The sequence below is a fragment of the Nocardia ninae NBRC 108245 genome (assembly GCF_007990755.1).
Taxonomy (GTDB): Bacteria; Actinomycetota; Actinomycetes; order Mycobacteriales; family Mycobacteriaceae; genus Nocardia; species Nocardia ninae.
This window is the reverse complement of record NZ_BJXA01000058.1, coordinates 1-15,434: the sequence shown is the minus strand read 5'-3', so window position 1 is coordinate 15,434 and position 15,434 is coordinate 1. Positions and strand designations below refer to the sequence as shown.

The 15,434-nt window shown below is 67.9% G+C and carries 14 protein-coding genes; 7 read left to right on the top strand and 7 right to left on the bottom strand.

Annotation, left to right across the window (positions count from 1 at the left end):
• The first annotated feature begins 122 nt into the window (after window positions 1-122).
• On the top strand, window positions 123-1,148 hold the full coding sequence (locus NN4_RS31325; RefSeq protein ID WP_147139004.1) for an ABC transporter substrate-binding protein: 1,026 nt from the start codon (window positions 123-125) through the stop codon (window positions 1,146-1,148).
• Between the two features lie 247 nt (window positions 1,149-1,395).
• On the opposite strand, the gene bioD is transcribed toward NN4_RS31325, so the two are convergent.
• The 3 genes from bioD to NN4_RS31310 are packed head-to-tail and all read right to left on the bottom strand — an operon-like array spanning window position 1,396 to window position 3,785.
• Entirely contained in the window at window positions 1,396-2,070 is a 675-nt protein-coding gene (gene bioD / locus NN4_RS31320) for a dethiobiotin synthase (protein ID WP_147139002.1), read from the bottom strand.
• Window positions 2,067-3,251 (bottom strand): 8-amino-7-oxononanoate synthase, encoded by a 1,185-nt coding sequence (locus NN4_RS31315; protein ID WP_147139000.1) that lies wholly within the window; start codon window positions 3,249-3,251, stop codon window positions 2,067-2,069. The genes bioD and NN4_RS31315 overlap by 4 nt, the downstream gene beginning before the upstream one ends.
• Window positions 3,252-3,305: 54 nt before the next feature.
• A complete protein-coding gene (locus NN4_RS31310) occupies window positions 3,306-3,785 on the bottom strand; it encodes a MarR family winged helix-turn-helix transcriptional regulator (RefSeq protein ID WP_147138998.1) in 480 nt (159 codons plus the stop codon).
• 61 nt (window positions 3,786-3,846) lie between these two features.
• Here NN4_RS31310 and NN4_RS31305 point away from each other — a divergent pair, with 61 nt between their 5' ends.
• Window positions 3,847-4,218, top strand: a complete 372-nt coding sequence (locus tag NN4_RS31305; protein WP_147138997.1) for a cupin domain-containing protein — start codon at window positions 3,847-3,849, stop codon at window positions 4,216-4,218.
• A gap of 12 nt (window positions 4,219-4,230) precedes the next feature.
• Here NN4_RS31305 and NN4_RS31300 read toward each other — a convergent pair whose 3' ends face one another.
• Complete coding sequence (locus tag NN4_RS31300; protein WP_246181181.1) at window positions 4,231-5,505, bottom strand: adenosylmethionine--8-amino-7-oxononanoate transaminase; 1,275 nt, start codon at window positions 5,503-5,505, stop codon at window positions 4,231-4,233.
• A 182-nt stretch (window positions 5,506-5,687) separates the two neighbouring features.
• On the opposite strand from NN4_RS31300, the gene NN4_RS31295 reads away from it, so the two are divergent.
• Window positions 5,688-6,629, top strand: coding sequence for a bifunctional helix-turn-helix transcriptional regulator/GNAT family N-acetyltransferase (locus tag NN4_RS31295; protein WP_147138993.1), 942 nt, complete (start codon window positions 5,688-5,690; stop codon window positions 6,627-6,629).
• A 99-nt stretch (window positions 6,630-6,728) separates the two neighbouring features.
• On the opposite strand, the gene NN4_RS31290 is transcribed toward NN4_RS31295, so the two are convergent.
• Window positions 6,729-7,178, bottom strand: a complete 450-nt coding sequence (locus NN4_RS31290) for a MarR family winged helix-turn-helix transcriptional regulator (protein ID WP_147138991.1) — start codon at window positions 7,176-7,178, stop codon at window positions 6,729-6,731.
• Between the two features lie 30 nt (window positions 7,179-7,208).
• Between NN4_RS31290 and NN4_RS31285 the strand changes: the two genes are divergently transcribed.
• The 3 genes from NN4_RS31285 (at window position 7,209) to treY (ending at window position 12,380) form a co-directional block, all read left to right on the top strand.
• On the top strand, window positions 7,209-7,742 hold the full coding sequence (locus NN4_RS31285; RefSeq protein ID WP_147138989.1) for a cupin domain-containing protein: 534 nt from the start codon (window positions 7,209-7,211) through the stop codon (window positions 7,740-7,742).
• A 73-nt stretch (window positions 7,743-7,815) separates the two neighbouring features.
• On the top strand, window positions 7,816-9,936 hold the full coding sequence (glgX, locus tag NN4_RS31280; RefSeq protein WP_147138987.1) for a glycogen debranching protein GlgX: 2,121 nt from the start codon (window positions 7,816-7,818) through the stop codon (window positions 9,934-9,936).
• An 11-nt stretch (window positions 9,937-9,947) separates the two neighbouring features.
• Window positions 9,948-12,380 (top strand): malto-oligosyltrehalose synthase, encoded by a 2,433-nt coding sequence (treY, locus tag NN4_RS31275; RefSeq protein ID WP_147138985.1) that lies wholly within the window; start codon window positions 9,948-9,950, stop codon window positions 12,378-12,380.
• Here the strand turns inward: treY and NN4_RS31270 are convergent.
• Both NN4_RS31270 and NN4_RS31265 read right to left on the bottom strand, forming a co-directional pair.
• Window positions 12,273-13,508, bottom strand: coding sequence for a T6SS phospholipase effector Tle1-like catalytic domain-containing protein (locus tag NN4_RS31270; RefSeq protein ID WP_147138983.1), 1,236 nt, complete (start codon window positions 13,506-13,508; stop codon window positions 12,273-12,275). The two genes, treY and NN4_RS31270, sit on opposite strands and share 108 nt — an antisense overlap.
• Window positions 13,509-13,647: 139 nt before the next feature.
• Entirely contained in the window at window positions 13,648-14,256 is a 609-nt protein-coding gene (locus NN4_RS31265; RefSeq protein ID WP_246181180.1) for an MspA family porin, read from the bottom strand.
• A gap of 119 nt (window positions 14,257-14,375) precedes the next feature.
• Here NN4_RS31265 and NN4_RS31260 point away from each other — a divergent pair.
• The coding region (locus NN4_RS31260) for an AAA family ATPase (protein WP_147138982.1) at window positions 14,376-15,434 on the top strand (1,059 nt) is incomplete at its 3' end.

The window sequence follows — 15,434 nt, the reverse complement described above, 5'->3', positions numbered from 1 at the left end:
GCAATCCCGTGCGCGGCCGCTGCACATCGAACGGGCCATCAAGGCGGGTTCTCGAGCCTATCGGCGCCGCCATCCCCGTTCGTGGACTACTCGAACCGTTGAATACCTTGAGAGGCGAAACTATGAAGCACACTCTGCGAGTGTTGGTAGCGGTCGCACTGGCCGCGGCGGTGGCCGGATGCAGTGCGGAGAACACGAGGGCCGGGGATCTCACGATCCGGAATTGCGATGTGGACGTGCGGTTTCCGGCTCCCGCGCAACGGTTGTTCGTCAACGACGGAAATCTGATCTCGATGGCGCTCGCGCTAGGGGCACAGGATCAGGTGGTCGCGGTGTCGAGCGTGCAGCGCGACGCCGATACGTTGCGCAGGCACTACGGACCGGTGGTCGATCAGCTGAAGTCTGTTGCGCCCGAATATCCTTCACGCGAGACCGTGCTGGCGCAGGGACCCGATGTGATGGTCGCGGGCTGGAGCTACGGCTATGACGAAGCCAAGAATCTGACTCCGGAGTCGTTGAGCAAGGCCGGAATCGCGGCCTACACCCTCACCGAGAGCTGCCGTCAGCGCAATGGCGAACGCCCGCGTGGCATCGTCGAGCCGTGGACGGCGCTGCGCACCGATCTCACCAATCTCGGCGCCATCACCGGCCGCGCCGACCGCGCCACCGAGTTGACCGCCGACCTGGACCGACGCCTGGCCGCACTGAGCGCCGCACCGCAGTCCGAGCGCAAGCCGACCATCTTCCTGTTCGACAGCGCCACCGATTCCCTGATGTCCAGCGGCAGTTTCGGTGCACCCCAAGCGATCCTGGACGCCGCCGGTGGTCGCAACGCGCTGAGCGACGTGGCCGACACCTGGACCAGGGTGTCCTGGGAGCGCCTGGCCGCCGCGGACCCCGACGCCATCATGTTCGTCGACTACCCGCCGCAGACCTTCGCCCAGAAGGTCGAGGCCCTGCGCGCCAAGCCCGGCATCAACCAACTCCGTGCCGTCACCGAGGGCCGCTTCCTCAACCTCCCCTACGCCATGTGGACCAGCGGCCCCCTCAACATCGACGCCGCCGAGCAGATCCGCAAGCAACTCGAACACTGGAATCTGGTCCCCGCCTCCAACATTCAACCCCTGGCAGACGACGCCCTCCGCTGAAGCCAGCACACAGTCAGGGCACAGCGTCGGCCTCGGCAAGGCGGCCAGCTTGCCGAGGGGCCGAAACCAGCCGCTTTCGTTGGCTGCCAGCGAGTCACCGGCGGCGCCCATCGTGCACCACATCTACGGCGATGCGATCGGCACACCCACTACCGCGGCCGCGTCCGCGTCCGCGTCGAGTAGCAGGCGGCCGCCCTGGGTGCCTGCGCGTGCCATCGCAATCGGAAGGTCGAGGCGGCGATCAAGGTCAGGTGAACGGCGACCAGTCGGGAGTGAACCAGCCGGGTGCCGCGGCGGCGAAACGGTCGCGGCCCCAGGAGCCCGCACCTTCGGGGACGGCGCCGACCAGGTCGACACCGGTGACGCGCGGTAGATCGACGCGGTTGCACGTCGCGGCAAGGTCGGGTTCGGCGGGCCACGAGCCGATCACCAAGCCCGCGCAGCGCACACCCGCCGAATGCAAGGCACGCGTGGTCAATTCGGTGTGGTTGAGCGTGCCGAGACCGGCGGCGGTCACCAGAAGCACTGGCGCGTCGAGCTTCTGGGCGAGATCGAGCAGGGTGAAATCACCGAGCCGAACAAGCAGACCGCCCGCACCCTCCACCAGGGTGAGGTCGGCGTCATCGAGTGCCGCTATGCCTGCGACGGTTTCGGCCAGGGTGAGCTCGGGCAGTCCCGCACGATGGGCGGCGGTATCGGGCGCGAGCGGATCCGGGTAACGCGCGAATTCCGAGGTCCGGGTGACACCACTGAGCCGTTCAATTTCGGCGAGGTCGCCGGGTTCACCTGCGGCTACACCAGTTTGGCCCGGTTTGCAGACCGCCACCGACCGACCGACGGCCAGCGTGGCCGCCGCGACAGCCGCAGTGACCACGGTCTTACCGACTTCCGTAGAAGTCCCGGTAACCAAGAGAACGCTCATACCGCCATCCTTCGAATTCCCACCGTTCCGGCGATGCCCACGCCCGCACCGCGCGCCTGCGCCAGCACATCACCGAGGACCGTTGCGATGGTGTCGAGTTCGGCATCCGTCAAGTTGGCGCGGGCGGTGAGCCGGAGCCGCGACGTGCCCTCCGGCACCGACGGCGGACGGAAGCACCCGACATCCAACCCCTGCGCCCGGCAGGCCTGCGCGGCATCGAAGGCGACCTGCGCCTTGCCGAGCACCACCGACACCACCGCCGAATCCGGCACCGGCACAGCGGCGATCCGCGCGATAGCGGCGGCCCGCTCCAGCACCCGGCCCGCCAATTCCGGTTCCCGGCGCAGCACCCGCAGCGCTGCCCGCGCCGCGCCGACTGCAGCGGGCGCGAGACCGGTATCGAAGATGAAGGTGCGCGCGGCATCGATCAGATGCGCCCGAACCCGCTCACTGGCCAGCACCACGCCACCTTGCGCCGCAAGAGATTTCGACAAGGTCGCGGTGATCACCAGGTCCGGCTCCCCGGCCAGCCCGAGCTCGTGCACCAGCCCGCGCCCACCCGCACCACGAACCCCGAGACCATGCGCCTCGTCCACGATCAGCACCGCGCCCCGCGCCCGGGTCACCCGGTGCAACGCGGCGAGCGGCGCGAGATCACCGTCCGCACTGAACACCGAATCGGTGAGCACGAGCGCCCGCTCCTCAGTCCGCGCGGCAAGCAGGCGATCCACCGCGTCGACATCCCCGTGCGCGGCGACCTCCACTCGCGCCCGCGACAGCCTGCACGCGTCGACGAGCGACGCGTGGCTGCCCGCATCCGAAACGACCAGCGCACCACGCCCCGCCAGCGCCGTGACCGCGCCGAGGTTGGCGGCGTACCCCGAGGCGAACACGAGTCCCGCCTCGGCACCGACGAATTCGGCGAGCTCGGTCTCCAGCAGCTCGTGCTCGGCGGTGGTGCCGGTTACGAGCCGGGAGCCGGTCGCGCCTGCTCCCCAGCGCCGCACCGACTCGATCGCTCCGTCGATCACCTCGGGGTGGCGGACCAGCCCGAGATAGTCGTTGGAGGCCAGGTCGAGCGACGGCGACCGCGCCGCGCGGGGACGAAGTTCACGCCGCAGCCCGGCGGCCACCCGCGCGGACGCACGCTCGTCCAACCAACTCAATGGATCGGTAGTCACAGCTCCGGAGCATACTTGAACACCGTTCAGGACGCATAGCCCCGACCGATCCACTCACCCGGAGAACCAGTTCGGCGTATCGAACCGGAAAACCTCCCCCGGCGTCACCGTGCGCAGATCCTGCTCGAGTTGCGCCAGCCGATCCGCCCCGAGCTGCCGCGCCCACCGCTCATGGATCCGATCGAAGACCTGCGCGGACCGGTTCAGCATGTCGACGGCGCGCTCGGTCAGCGTGTAGACCTTGCGCCGCGCATCAGTCGGATCATGCCCCGGCCGCAGATACCCCAACCGCTCGAGCGTCTCGATATGCTTGCCCGCGGCCTGTTTCGAGATACCAAGGGCGCGACCGAGATCGGCGGCGGTACACCCGTACGGCCCACCCACCCGGCCGACGGCCTGGAACAGAAAGCCGTGCATCGGCCGCAGTTCGGCGTGCCCGTGCTCGGCCAACTCGGCGTGCACCTCGTCGATCACCGCACGAAAGCCGAGCAGCATCCGCAACGGCAGTTCGTATCCACCGGAATCACTTGACATATTGGACAACCTCGTTGACTATATGGACAACCTGATTGTCTATCTTACGGAGTGCCCACGCATGACGCTCATCCAACACACCGAAACCCGTCGCACCGAAACCCCCGGCGGTGTCATGACCACCCTCGCCTCGCCCACCCAGGGCGGCACCGCGCTCGCCCTCTGGCGGGTCGAGGTGCCCGCCGACAAGTCGGGCCCGGTGCACATCATCGACACCGAACAGATCTGGACCGTCGTCGCGGGCAGCCTCACCGTCGACCTCGACGGCACGAAACTCACTGCCGCCGAAGGCGATACGGTGATCATGCCCGCCAATGTGTTGCGCCAGGTACACACCGAGCATGGCTTCACCGCCATCGTCACGGCACAGGCGGGCGCCAAGGCGGGCGTGCAGGGCAGCGACACCATGGTCGTGCCGCCCTGGATCGCCTGAGCCGAGCGGCGATCACGACTGCGCCGCCACGGCGGCACGCATCCCGGTCGCGATCGCCGCGATGTCCTCGTCTGTGCTGATGAACGGCGGCATGGTGTACACGAGATTCCGGAACGGTCGCAGCCACACCCCGGCGGCGACGGCGGCGTCGGTCGCGGTACGCATGTCCACGGGGCGGTCGAGCTCGATCACGCCGATCGCACCGAGCACCCGGGCCTCGACGACATTCGGCAGCGCACGCAACGGGGCAAGGCCGGCTTCGAGACCGGCTTCGATCCGTGCCACGTCGCCACGCCAGTCCCCGGCCGTCAGCAGTTCGAGCGAGGCCACCGCGACCGCGCAGGCCAGCGGGTTGCCCATGAAGGTCGGCCCGTGCATCAAGCCGCCGTGTCCCGCGCTGATCGTCTCGGCGATCAGCGCGGTGCACAGCGTGGCGGCCAGGGTGAGGTAGCCGCCAGTCAGCGCCTTGCCGACACACATCACGTCCGGTCCGATGCCGACCTGATCGGCCGCGAAAAACGTTCCGGTGCGGCCGAATCCGGTCGCGATCTCATCGAAGACGAGCAACACACCGTGCTCGTCGCACAGCCTGCGCAAATCGGTCAGGTAGCGCGGATGATGCCAGCGCATCCCGCCCGCGCCTTGCACGACGGGTTCCACGATCACCGCCGCGAGTTCGTCGGCGTTGGCGCCGATCAGCCGATCCAGCTCCGCCACATACTCCGGCCGGTAGTCGCTCGGCGGCATCGGCGCGAAGACCTGATCGACCAGCACGTCGGTCCACAGCGAGTGCATGCCGCCGGTCGGATCGCACACGCTCATCGGCGTGAAGGTGTCGCCGTGATAGCCGCCGCGCCAGGTGAGCAGCCGCCGTTTCTCCGGCCGGCCGAGCGCACGCCAATATTGCAGGCACATCTTCACCGAAACCTCGACCGACACCGAACCGGAGTCGCACAGGAACACCTTGTCCAGGCCGGGCGGCGTCAGCTCGACGAGCAGTTCGGCCAGCCGCGCAGCGGGTTCGTGGGTCAGTCCGCCGAACATCACGTGGCTCATCCGCTGCGACTGCGCCACCAGCGCGGCGTCGAGCACCGGGTGCCGGTAACCGTGGATGGCGGCCCACCAGGAGCTCATGCCGTCGATCACCTCGCGGCCGTCGGCCAGCGTCAGCCGGGTGCCGCAGGCTTCGGCGACCACCAATGGTTCGGTGGTGGCCGGGAATCCGCCGTAGGGGTGCCAGACGTGTTTGGCGTCGATGGCGGCGATCTCGTCACGGGTCAGTGCCACAGGAATCCTCGCGGTCGAGCGACGACCCCGCCCCAGCGGACGGGCTTGAACGCCGTTCAAGTTACCACCGGAGCTGCGGGCGAGCGGCATCCGTGCGAATTCCCGGCGCTCAGCGGCCCACCGGGGTTATTCTTTGACTCCGTCAAAGATCAACAGAGTCGCACCGCAGGAACGGAGCCGTCGTGACCACTGTCGCCGCCACGGATATCGCCGCAGTCCGGGAATTCAACCGCCGCTACACCAAGGTCATCGGCGTGCTCCGAGAAGGCTTGCTGGACAGCGAGTATTCGCTGACCGAGGTCCGAATCCTGTTCGAGCTGGCCAACTCCGGCACCGCCGAGGTGGTAACCCTGCGGCAGACACTGGATCTCGACGCCGGCTATCTGAGCCGCATCCTGGCCCGCTTCGAGAGCGCGGGCCTGGTCCAGCGCAACCGCTCCGACAGCGACGGCCGCCGCCAAGAGGTCCGGCTCACCACCAAGGGCAAGGAAATCTTCGCCGTGCTCGACCAACGCTCCAGCGACGAGATCGGCTACCTGCTCACCGCCAAACCGCCCGCCGCCCGCGCCCGGCTGGTCACCGCGATGCGAACCATCCAGCAGATCCTGGATCATCCCGCCAACGCGGCGGCGCCACCGTTCGTCATCCGGGCGCCGAAGCCCGGCGACTACGGCTGGGTCATCGAGCGGCACGCCCGGCTCTACACCGCCGAATACGGTTGGGACGGAACGTATGAGGAGTTGATCGTGCGCATCATCGCCGACTACCTCAACACCCACGACGAGCGGCGCGAGCAGGCCTGGATCGCCGAGTCCGGCGGCGAGCCGGTGGGCAGCATCTTCTGCGTTGCCGAGAACGAGACCACCGCACGGTTGCGGCTGCTGCTGGTCGAGCCGAGCGCGCGCGGACTCGGCGTCGGGTCGGCTCTGGTCGAGGAGTGCCTGCGCTTCGCGACCGCCGCCGGCTACCGCGAGATGGTGCTGTGGACCAACGACGTCCTCACGGCGGCCCGGCACATCTATCAGCGGGCCGGTTTCGAACTGATCGAAGAGAGCCCGCACCACAGTTGGGGCGCGGACCTGATCGGCCAGACCTGGCGTCGTTCGCTCGAGTCACCCAGGTAGCGCTGCTTGCCTCACGTCTGAATGCCTTGCGCCACATCCGGAGTGCCGGCGCGGCCGTCGATCAACGGCAGACCGATCCCACGATCTGCGCCCACGTCGTCATTCCGCGATGTCAGCCTCCAGCACCTCGTTCACCACCACGAGCGCCCGCCGCAAATCGACCAGCCCGTCATCGCCCAAACTGCCCGCGATCATCTGCTCGATACCCTGAATCCGTTGCGCCGCAATGCCGAGCGCGTCCTTACCGGCATCGGTCAGCACGACCAACCGCGCCCGCCGATCAGCGGGGTCGACCTGCCGCTCCACCAAACCGCAGCGCTCCAGATGAGTCACCAACTCCCCCATCGACTGCTGCGTCATGCCCGCCGACTCCGCCAGCGCGGTTATCCGCGAGCCGGACGGATCCAGATGGCGAAAAACCGCGTAGTGCGCCGGGCGTAGCTGATCATCGAGCCGCGCACGCAGTTCCCGGTTCAGCGCGCGTTCGTAAGCGGTAGTCGCCTGGCTCAGCAGTTTGAGCAACGTGGCGTCCGGATCGACCGTTGACATATTACAAAGGTTACCTTTATAAATTGGGTTATGGAAGACGGCAGAACGCTCACCTACCGCAACGGACATCAGGTCACCTTCATTGCCAAGGGCGAGGACGAGCAGGGCCCCTATCTGCGGCTGCACCATCGACTGCCGCGAGCCGAACGGCAGGCGGGCCCGCATTGGCACCCGGTGCTGTCCGAGCAGTGGACCATTCGCGAAGGCCGCGCACGCTTCAAGATCGACGGCGTCGAGCTCGTCGCCGAGCCCGGCGACACCGTGACGGCTCCGGCGGGCGTCGTGCACGAGTTCTGGAGCGAGGCACCCGACACCACGTTCGATCATGAGATCCGGCCGCCGCTGCGGCACTGGGAGATGTTCCAGCTCTGGCACAACCTGGACACCGCCGGCAAAACCACCCGGTCCCGGATCCCACGCGACCCACTCGCCCTGGCATTGCTGTGGGATTACCAGGACGGCTACCTCGCCGGGATCCCGCGCTGGGCGCAGCGCGCCGTACTGGGCGGACTGGCCCACCTCGCCGTCCGGCTCGGTTACTCTCGGCGCTGGCTGGACACCTGACCGGGTCCCCGCGGACCCGCCCGTCGCAACCGCCCCCGCCGAGTAAAACGCCACTGCCGCTAATGTCGTTGCTATGGCTCAGCCCGACGCAGCGTCCGGTGACGCGACACCCCTCGGTGTGTGGCCCGGCACCGCCTACCCGCTGGGCGCCACCTACGACGGGGCAGGCACCAACTTCTCGGTGTTCTCCGAGGTTGCCGACGCCGTCGACTTGTGCCTGATCACCGGGGACGGCACCGAGACCAGGATTGCGCTCGACGAGGTCGACGGGTATGTCTGGCACGCCTACCTGCCCGCGGTCGGTCCTGGTCAGCGCTACGGATTCCGGATACACGGTCCCTACGACCCGGAACACGGATTACGTTGCGATCCGAGCAAATTCCTGCTCGACCCGTACGGCAAGGCCTTCGACGGCGAGTTCGACAACGACCCGTCGCTGTACACGCACGGCCTGGACTCGCTCGGCCACACCATGGCGAGCGTGGTGATCAACCCGTACTTCGACTGGGGCACCGACCGCGCGCCGAACCGCCCGTACCACGAGACAGTGATCTACGAGGCGCACGTCAAAGGCATGACCGCCACCCACCCCGACATCCCGGAAGAGTTGCGCGGCACCTACTCCGGCATCGCGCATCCGGCCATCATCGAGCATCTGAAAGGCTTGGGCGTCACCGCGATCGAGCTGATGCCGGTGCACCAGTTCCTGCACGACACCGTGCTGCTCGATCAGGGCCTGCGAAACTACTGGGGTTACAACAGCTTCGGCTACCTCGCCCCGCACAACGAGTACGCCGCCATCAAACGCGCCGACTCCGCGGTGACCGAATTCAAGGCGATGGTGCGCGATCTGCACGCCGAGGGCATCGAGGTGATCCTCGACGTGGTCTACAACCACACCGCCGAGGGCAACCACCTCGGCCCGACCATCAGTTTCCGCGGCATCGACAACGCCGCCTACTACCGCCTGCTCGACGACGACCCGTCGCACTACATGGATTACACCGGCACCGGAAACAGCCTGAACGTGCGGCATCCGCACACGTTGCAGCTGATCATGGACTCGCTGCGCTACTGGGTGCTGGACATGCACGTCGACGGTTTCCGCTTCGACCTGGCCGCCACGCTGGCCCGCGAGCTGCACGACGTCGACCGGCTGTCCGCCTTCTTCGATCTGGTGCAACAGGATCCGGTGATCAGCCAGGTGAAGCTGATCGCGGAACCGTGGGACGTCGGCGAGGGCGGCTATCAGGTCGGCAACTTTCCCGGTCTGTGGACCGAGTGGAACGGCAAGTTCCGCGACACCGTGCGCGACTACTGGCGCGGCGAGCCTGCGACGTTGGGCGAGTTCGCTTCTCGGCTCACCGGATCCTCCGATCTGTACGAGGCGACCGGGCGCAGGCCGAGCGCCAGCATCAACTTCATCACCGCGCACGACGGCTTCACCCTGCGGGACCTGGTGTCCTACAACGAGAAACACAACGAGGCGAACGGCGAGGACAACCGCGACGGCGAGAGTTGGAACCGGTCGTGGAACTGCGGCGTCGAAGGCGACACCGACGATCCGGAGATCCTCGCGCTGCGCGCCAGGCAGAGCCGTAACCTGCTGGCCACGCTGGTGCTCAGTCAGGGGGTGCCGATGCTCGCGCACGGCGACGAGATGGGCCGCACCCAGCACGGCAACAACAACGTCTACTGCCAGGATTCCCCGCTGGCCTGGATGGATTGGTCACTGATGCAGCAGAATTCGGACCTGCTGGAATTCACCCGCAACGTGATCGCGTTGCGCACCGAGCACCCAGTCTTCCGGCGCAGGCGCTTCCTCGACGGCAGGCCGGTGCGGTCGAAGGACCGCGCCCGCGACATCGCCTGGCTCACCCCGGAAGGCGCGGAGATGACCACCGCGGACTGGGACAGCGGCTTCGGCAAATCGCTGACGGTGTTCCTCAACGGCAAGGGTATTCACGAACCCGACCCGCGCGGTCAGCGGATCTCCGACGACTCGTTCCTGCTGTGCTTCAACGCCCACGACGAAGCCATGGACTTCAGCCTGCCCAACGCCGACTACGGCACGCAGTGGACTGTCGCACTGGACTGTTCGACGCCGACCGGCCTGACCGAGGCGAGCTATCCCGCGTCGGCCACCGTCCCGGTCGAATCCCGGTGCCTGCTGGTGCTGCGCCACGCCGGATGACCCGAACGCCCATGACCCCAACGGAATCCCCCGAGACGCACGTGACCGATCCGCTCTCGCTGCGCCGCACCACGGCCAGGCCGACGACGATTCGCAGCACCTACCGGCTCCAGCTCCGGCCCGACGCGCTGACCTTCAGCGACGCCCGCACGATCGCGGAATACCTACAGCAGCTGGGCATCTCGCACCTTTACCTGTCGCCGATCCTCACCGCGGCGCACGGCTCCAACCACGGCTACGACGTCACCGACCCCACCACGGTGTCGGCCGCGCTGGGTGGACCCGCAGGGCTCAAGGCGCTGTCCGACGAGGTGCGCAGCCGCGGCATGGGATTGGTCGTCGACCTGGTGCCCAACCACGTCGGGGTGGCCGACCCACGGCAGAACGCGTGGTGGTGGGACGTACTGCGCAACGGTCGCGAATCCAGCTTCGCCCACTACTTCGACATCGATTGGAGCCCGGGCAACGGCGCGGGCGGGCGCCTGGCCCTCCCGGTGCTGCAAAGCGAGAACGATCCGGCGGCCCTCACCGTCGACCGCTCCGGCCCGGAACCGATGCTCGCCCTGCACGATCTGCGATTTCCCATCGCGCCCGGCACCGACGGCGACAATGCGCTGCGCATCCACGACAAGCAGCACTACCGGCTGGTGAGCTGGAAGGCCGGGGTGTGCACCTACCGCCGGTTCTTCGCGGTCAGCAGCCTGGCCGCGATCCGCCAGGAGGACAACGAGGTCTTCGAGGCCACCCACCGTGAGCTCGCCGCCTGGTGCGAGCACGACCTCATCGACGGGGTGCGGATCGACCACCCGGACGGATTGTCCTATCCCGCCGCCTATCTCGCGCGGGTGCGCAGGCTGATCGGCCCGAACCGGCTGCTGCTGGTGGAGAAGATCCTGGCCAACCGGGAGCCGCTGGATCCGACCCTGCCGGTCGACGGCACCACCGGCTACGACGCGCTGGCCGATCTCGGTAACGTGCTCATCAAGCCGGAGGGCGAGCAGGCGCTGACCGAGCTGTCCAAGCAGCTGGCCGGCCACGGCAGCGACCGCGCCTGGATCGGCGAGACCGAACACCGGATCAAGCGGGCGGTCGCGGAAAACCTGCTGGCACCGGAGATCCGGCGGCTGGTCGCGGCGATCAAGCGGGACGCGGGCGCGGACAGCTTCGACACCATGGCGATGACCAACGCGACCATCGAGGTGCTCGCGTTCATGCCGGTGTACCGGGCCGACTACGCGCCGCTGGCCGGCATGGCCGGCGCCGTCATCGCCGAGGTGGAGCGGCGCAACAGCGAACTCACCGCGCCGCTCGCGGTGCTGGTCGCCGCCCTCGCCGCGGACGGCGAGGCGGCGGTGCGGTTCAGCCAGGTCTGTGGCGCGGTCACCGCGAAGGCGGTGGAGGACACCATGTTCTACCAGGCCGCCCGGCTGGTCTCGCTCCAGGAGGTCGGCGGCAATCCGGCCCGATTCGGCCACTCGCTCAACGAGTTCCACCTGTCCAACAGCGAACGCGCGCATCGGTGGCCTGCCACCATGACGACGCTGTCCACCCACGACACCAAGCGCGGTGAGGACGTGCGCGCCCGCATCGGCGTGCTCTCCCAGGTCGCCGACACCTGGGCACAATGCGTCGAGGCGTGGGACGAGGCCGCGCCCGGTCCGGACGGCGCGACCACCCTGTTCTTGTTGCAGAACATGTTCGGCGTGTGGCCCGCCGACGGCAGGCCCGCCGCCTCCGTACCCGGCCTGCGCGAGCGGCTGCACCTGTTCGCCGAGAAGGCGATTCGCGAAGCCGGCACCAAAACCTCCTGGGAGGAGCCCGATGCCGAGTTCGAGTCCGCGGTGCACAGCTGGATCGACACGGTGATCGACGGCCCGGTCGGCAGCGAGCTCGGCGACCTGGTGCACGAGCTGGCGCCGCACGCCTGGTCGGACGCGTTGTCGCAGAAGCTGCTCCAGCTCTGCGGGCCGGGTATCCCGGACATCTATCAGGGCTGCGAGTTGTGGGAAGACTCCCTTGTCGACCCGGACAACCGCCGCCCGGTGGATTTCACGATCCGCATCGGAATGCTGCAATCGCTCACCGGCACACCGGCATTGGATACCACCGGCGCGGCGAAGATGTGGATCGTCGCGTACGCGCTGTGGCTGCGCAGGGAGCGCCCCGACTGCTTTGTCGGGGGCACCTACCTGCCGCTGTTCGCTACCGGCGAGCAGGCGGGCAGGTTGGTGTCCTACGCCCGGGGCCGCGTCGGTGCGGCCCCGGAAGTGATCGTCGCGACCACCCGGCACAGTCTCGGCCTCGCCGAAACCGGTTGGGGCGACACGACCCTCGACCTACCGCAGGGCACCTGGACGGACCGGCTGACCGGTCACACCTTCCAGGGCCGGGCTCGGCTCGAGAAGCTCTTCGGCCTGCTGCCCGTCGCACTGCTCGTGCGCTGAGACCGGGCTGACCTTCTCCAGCAGCTCCTCGGGGAACATGCCGCCCAGCTGCGCGCGCCAGCGGCGCAGATTGGGCGGATCGTAGCCCTCTTTCTCGTTGACCAGCGAGGCGAGCCGGATGCCCTGCTCGTGCCCGTTCGCGAGCTTGCGCCAGGAGTCCAGGTAGAACCGCGCGCTGCGCGGATTACGCAGTGTGCGCACCACATTCAAGATGCGGTAGACGGGCTTCAGCGACGGATGCGGCCACATGTGGCGTTCGCCCAGTGCCCGGCAGCCCTCGGACAGTTTGTCCAGCCGATCGCGATCGAAGGCGAGCCCGACGGATTCGGCTTCGCGCACCATCCAGCGCAGCGTGAGGTCGGCGAGCCCGCATTCCTTGTGCCCGCCACCGATATCGCTGTGCGCGCCTTCGAACCACACCTGCTTCACCCGCTGGAATCCCTTGCGGTACTTCACATCTGGGACGACGGGCACCTCCCACAGGCACGGCTCGAAATTGCGCCGCCGCTCGTCGATGGCCAGGGCCTGCCTGGCGCAGTGCACGCTCGGGGACAGCTTGACGTCATGGAACTTGTAGCGCAGCGAGGTCACCCCCGGCACGCCGAGCGCGCCGACGGTGTCGAAGACGCCGAGGAAATTGATCTTGGGCGCCTCCTGGTGGCAATTGTCCCTGCGGAACTTCTTCCACCGCTCCGGGATCTCGCCGTCCAGCGGCAGTACTTCCTTGTAGATGTCCAGCGCGTCCGGGTACTTGCCGCCGATCATCGCCTCCGGCGTCAGCAGGCCGATGCGGTCGATCAGGCTGGCCAGGCTGCGCGCGGTGAACGCGCCCCGGCTGAAGCCGAAGATGTAGATCTCGTCGCCCGGCTCCCAGTTCAGTGCCAGGTGCCAGTACGCGGACGACAGGTTCGCCTGCAGCCCGAGGCCGAACGCGCCACCCATCACCCGGTCGGCGAGGAAGCCGCGGGCGCCGGGGCCGGACACGTAGGTGACCCACTGCTGGATCTTCTCCCCCGCCGGACCGGGCGCGTCGAACCGGATCGTCTGCGCGATCTTGATGATGTTCGAGACCGTGCCGCTCGACTCTGCTTTCCAAGTGCCGTCACAACACACAACCAGGCGTTTCATGAACCAGATCCTCCCGCTGGATTCCTGAGGAAACCCGCGTACTCGACTACTCGAATCATCGAGGGCGCATGCGGCAGCGTTAATGAACAGCGCTTGTTTCAATCAGGTAGAGCCGGGCGAGAAGTGGGATATGCCCAGTTCAGAGCCAGGTTGGATCGCCGAAAACAGCTCCGGAATCATCGACCTCGGGAGACTTGTATTCGACGTAAGCATATTGCCGGATAGTGACCGGGCCGGTGCACGAATTCACCTTGATGTGGAAGTCGCGGAAACTGAGCTGGATCAGCTTGCCGGGAATCATGTCCTTTTCCGCGATCGCGACTTCGCCGACGTCGCCGGGGGCGAGATTCAGCGTGGCGACCGGGTTGGGATTGAAACTCGGTTGTTGCCCGATGACGACATCGGGCGTCGCGCCGAGGGTGGTCGCGCCGATGGTCACCGCGCAGCCCACGTGGTAGCCGATCCGGAGCTTGCCCGCTGTCGCACCGTCGACCAGGCCGTAGGCGATGGAACTGACCAGCGCCTCCCGGGTGGTCGCCATGAAGTTCAACGGCGGGATCCGGTAGATGTACTCCTCCCGGCTGCCGATGGTGAACTTCTTCGAGCTGCCCGGCGGGGTGAACGACTTCTCGTGCGGCGGCATGCTGATGATCTCGGCCTCCGCGGTCGGCGCCAGCGCGGCCACGGACGCGGAGGCCACCACGACGCCCGTCAGTGCCCGGACCGCCCTTTTCACATTCGACGCCATAGCCCAGACCTTAGTAGCAGCTGGCTATATCCCCTGGGTACGACACGACGGAACGGTGCGTCGAACGCAATGCCCACCGACCACTGATCACCCGTCCAGCAGACGGCTACGGTGTGCACATGCTCCAAGGAAGAGAAGCCGAACAAAACCAGATCGATCGGCTTCTCACTGCGGCCCGCGACGGTCGCAGCGCCGCACTGGTCGTGCGCGGCGAGCCGGGCATCGGCAAGACGGCGCTGCTAAATTACGCGGCCGCGCAGGGCCTTCCGACGGTGCGCAGCGCGGGCATCGAGTCCGAGGCCGAATTGCCTTTCGCCGGACTGCATCTGCTGGTCCGGCCGGGAATCCATCTGCTCGATACGCTGCCCGACCGGCAGCGCGACGCACTGCGCGGCGCCTTCGGCCTGGCCGAGCACGATCCGGCCGATCGCATGCTCATCGGGCTCGCCGTGCTGTCGCTGCTGGCCGAGGAGGCGGCCGACGGCCCGCTGCTCTGCCTGATCGATGACGCGCACTGGCTCGACCGCGCGACGGCGGAGACCCTGCTGTTCGCGGCGCGACGCCTCGACGCCGAGGGCGTGGTGATGATCTTCGCGACCCGGACCGGTGCTGCCGAGTTCCCCGCGCCCGGCCTGCCCGAACTCGTGGTGCCCGGGCTGCGCCAGGAAGCGGCGGCGGCGCTGGTGGACCGGCACGGCCCCGATCTGGCACCTGCGCTGCGGTACCGGCTGCTCGCCGAGTCGGCGGGCAATCCGCTTGCGCTGCTGGAACTTCCGGCGGTGCTGGCCGCCGAGGCGCCGGACGCCGGGCTCAGTCCGCTACCGCTGACCCAGCGCTTGCAGGTCGCCTTCCACGGTCGGGTGAGCAAGCTGCCGCTGCCCACCAGAACGCTGCTGCTGGTCGCGGCCGCCGCGGGCACCGCGGAACTGGCGACGACGCTGCGGGCCGCCGCCACGCTCGGCGCGCAGCTCGCCGACCTGCAACCCGCCGAAGACGCGGGCCTGGTGCACAGCGACGGACGAACCCTCACCTTCCGGCATCCGCTGCTGCGCTCGGCCGTGTACCAGGGTGCGCCGCTGACCCAGCGCCTAGCCGTGCACGGCGCGCTCGCCGAGGCGTCGACCGGGCCGGAGAACGCCGACCTGCGCGCGTGGCATCTGGCCGCGTCGGCGACCGGT

Bases quoted from the DNA above. Each gene is read 5' to 3' on its own strand.
- NN4_RS31325 (WP_147139004.1), top strand. From the start codon at position 123: ATGAAGCACACTCTGCGAGTGTTGGTAGCGGTCGCACTGGCCGCGGCG.
- bioD (WP_147139002.1), bottom strand. From the start codon at position 2,070: ATGAGCGTTCTCTTGGTTACCGGGACTTCTACGGAAGTCGGTAAGACC.
- NN4_RS31310 (WP_147138998.1), bottom strand. From the start codon at position 3,785: ATGTCAAGTGATTCCGGTGGATACGAACTGCCGTTGCGGATGCTGCTC.
- NN4_RS31305 (WP_147138997.1), top strand. From the start codon at position 3,847: ATGACGCTCATCCAACACACCGAAACCCGTCGCACCGAAACCCCCGGC.
- NN4_RS31290 (WP_147138991.1), bottom strand. From the start codon at position 7,178: ATGTCAACGGTCGATCCGGACGCCACGTTGCTCAAACTGCTGAGCCAG.
- NN4_RS31285 (WP_147138989.1), top strand. From the start codon at position 7,209: ATGGAAGACGGCAGAACGCTCACCTACCGCAACGGACATCAGGTCACC.
- glgX (WP_147138987.1), top strand. From the start codon at position 7,816: ATGGCTCAGCCCGACGCAGCGTCCGGTGACGCGACACCCCTCGGTGTG.
- treY (WP_147138985.1), top strand. From the start codon at position 9,948: ATGACCCCAACGGAATCCCCCGAGACGCACGTGACCGATCCGCTCTCG.
- NN4_RS31270 (WP_147138983.1), bottom strand. From the start codon at position 13,508: ATGAAACGCCTGGTTGTGTGTTGTGACGGCACTTGGAAAGCAGAGTCG.
- NN4_RS31265 (WP_246181180.1), bottom strand. From the start codon at position 14,256: ATGGCGTCGAATGTGAAAAGGGCGGTCCGGGCACTGACGGGCGTCGTG.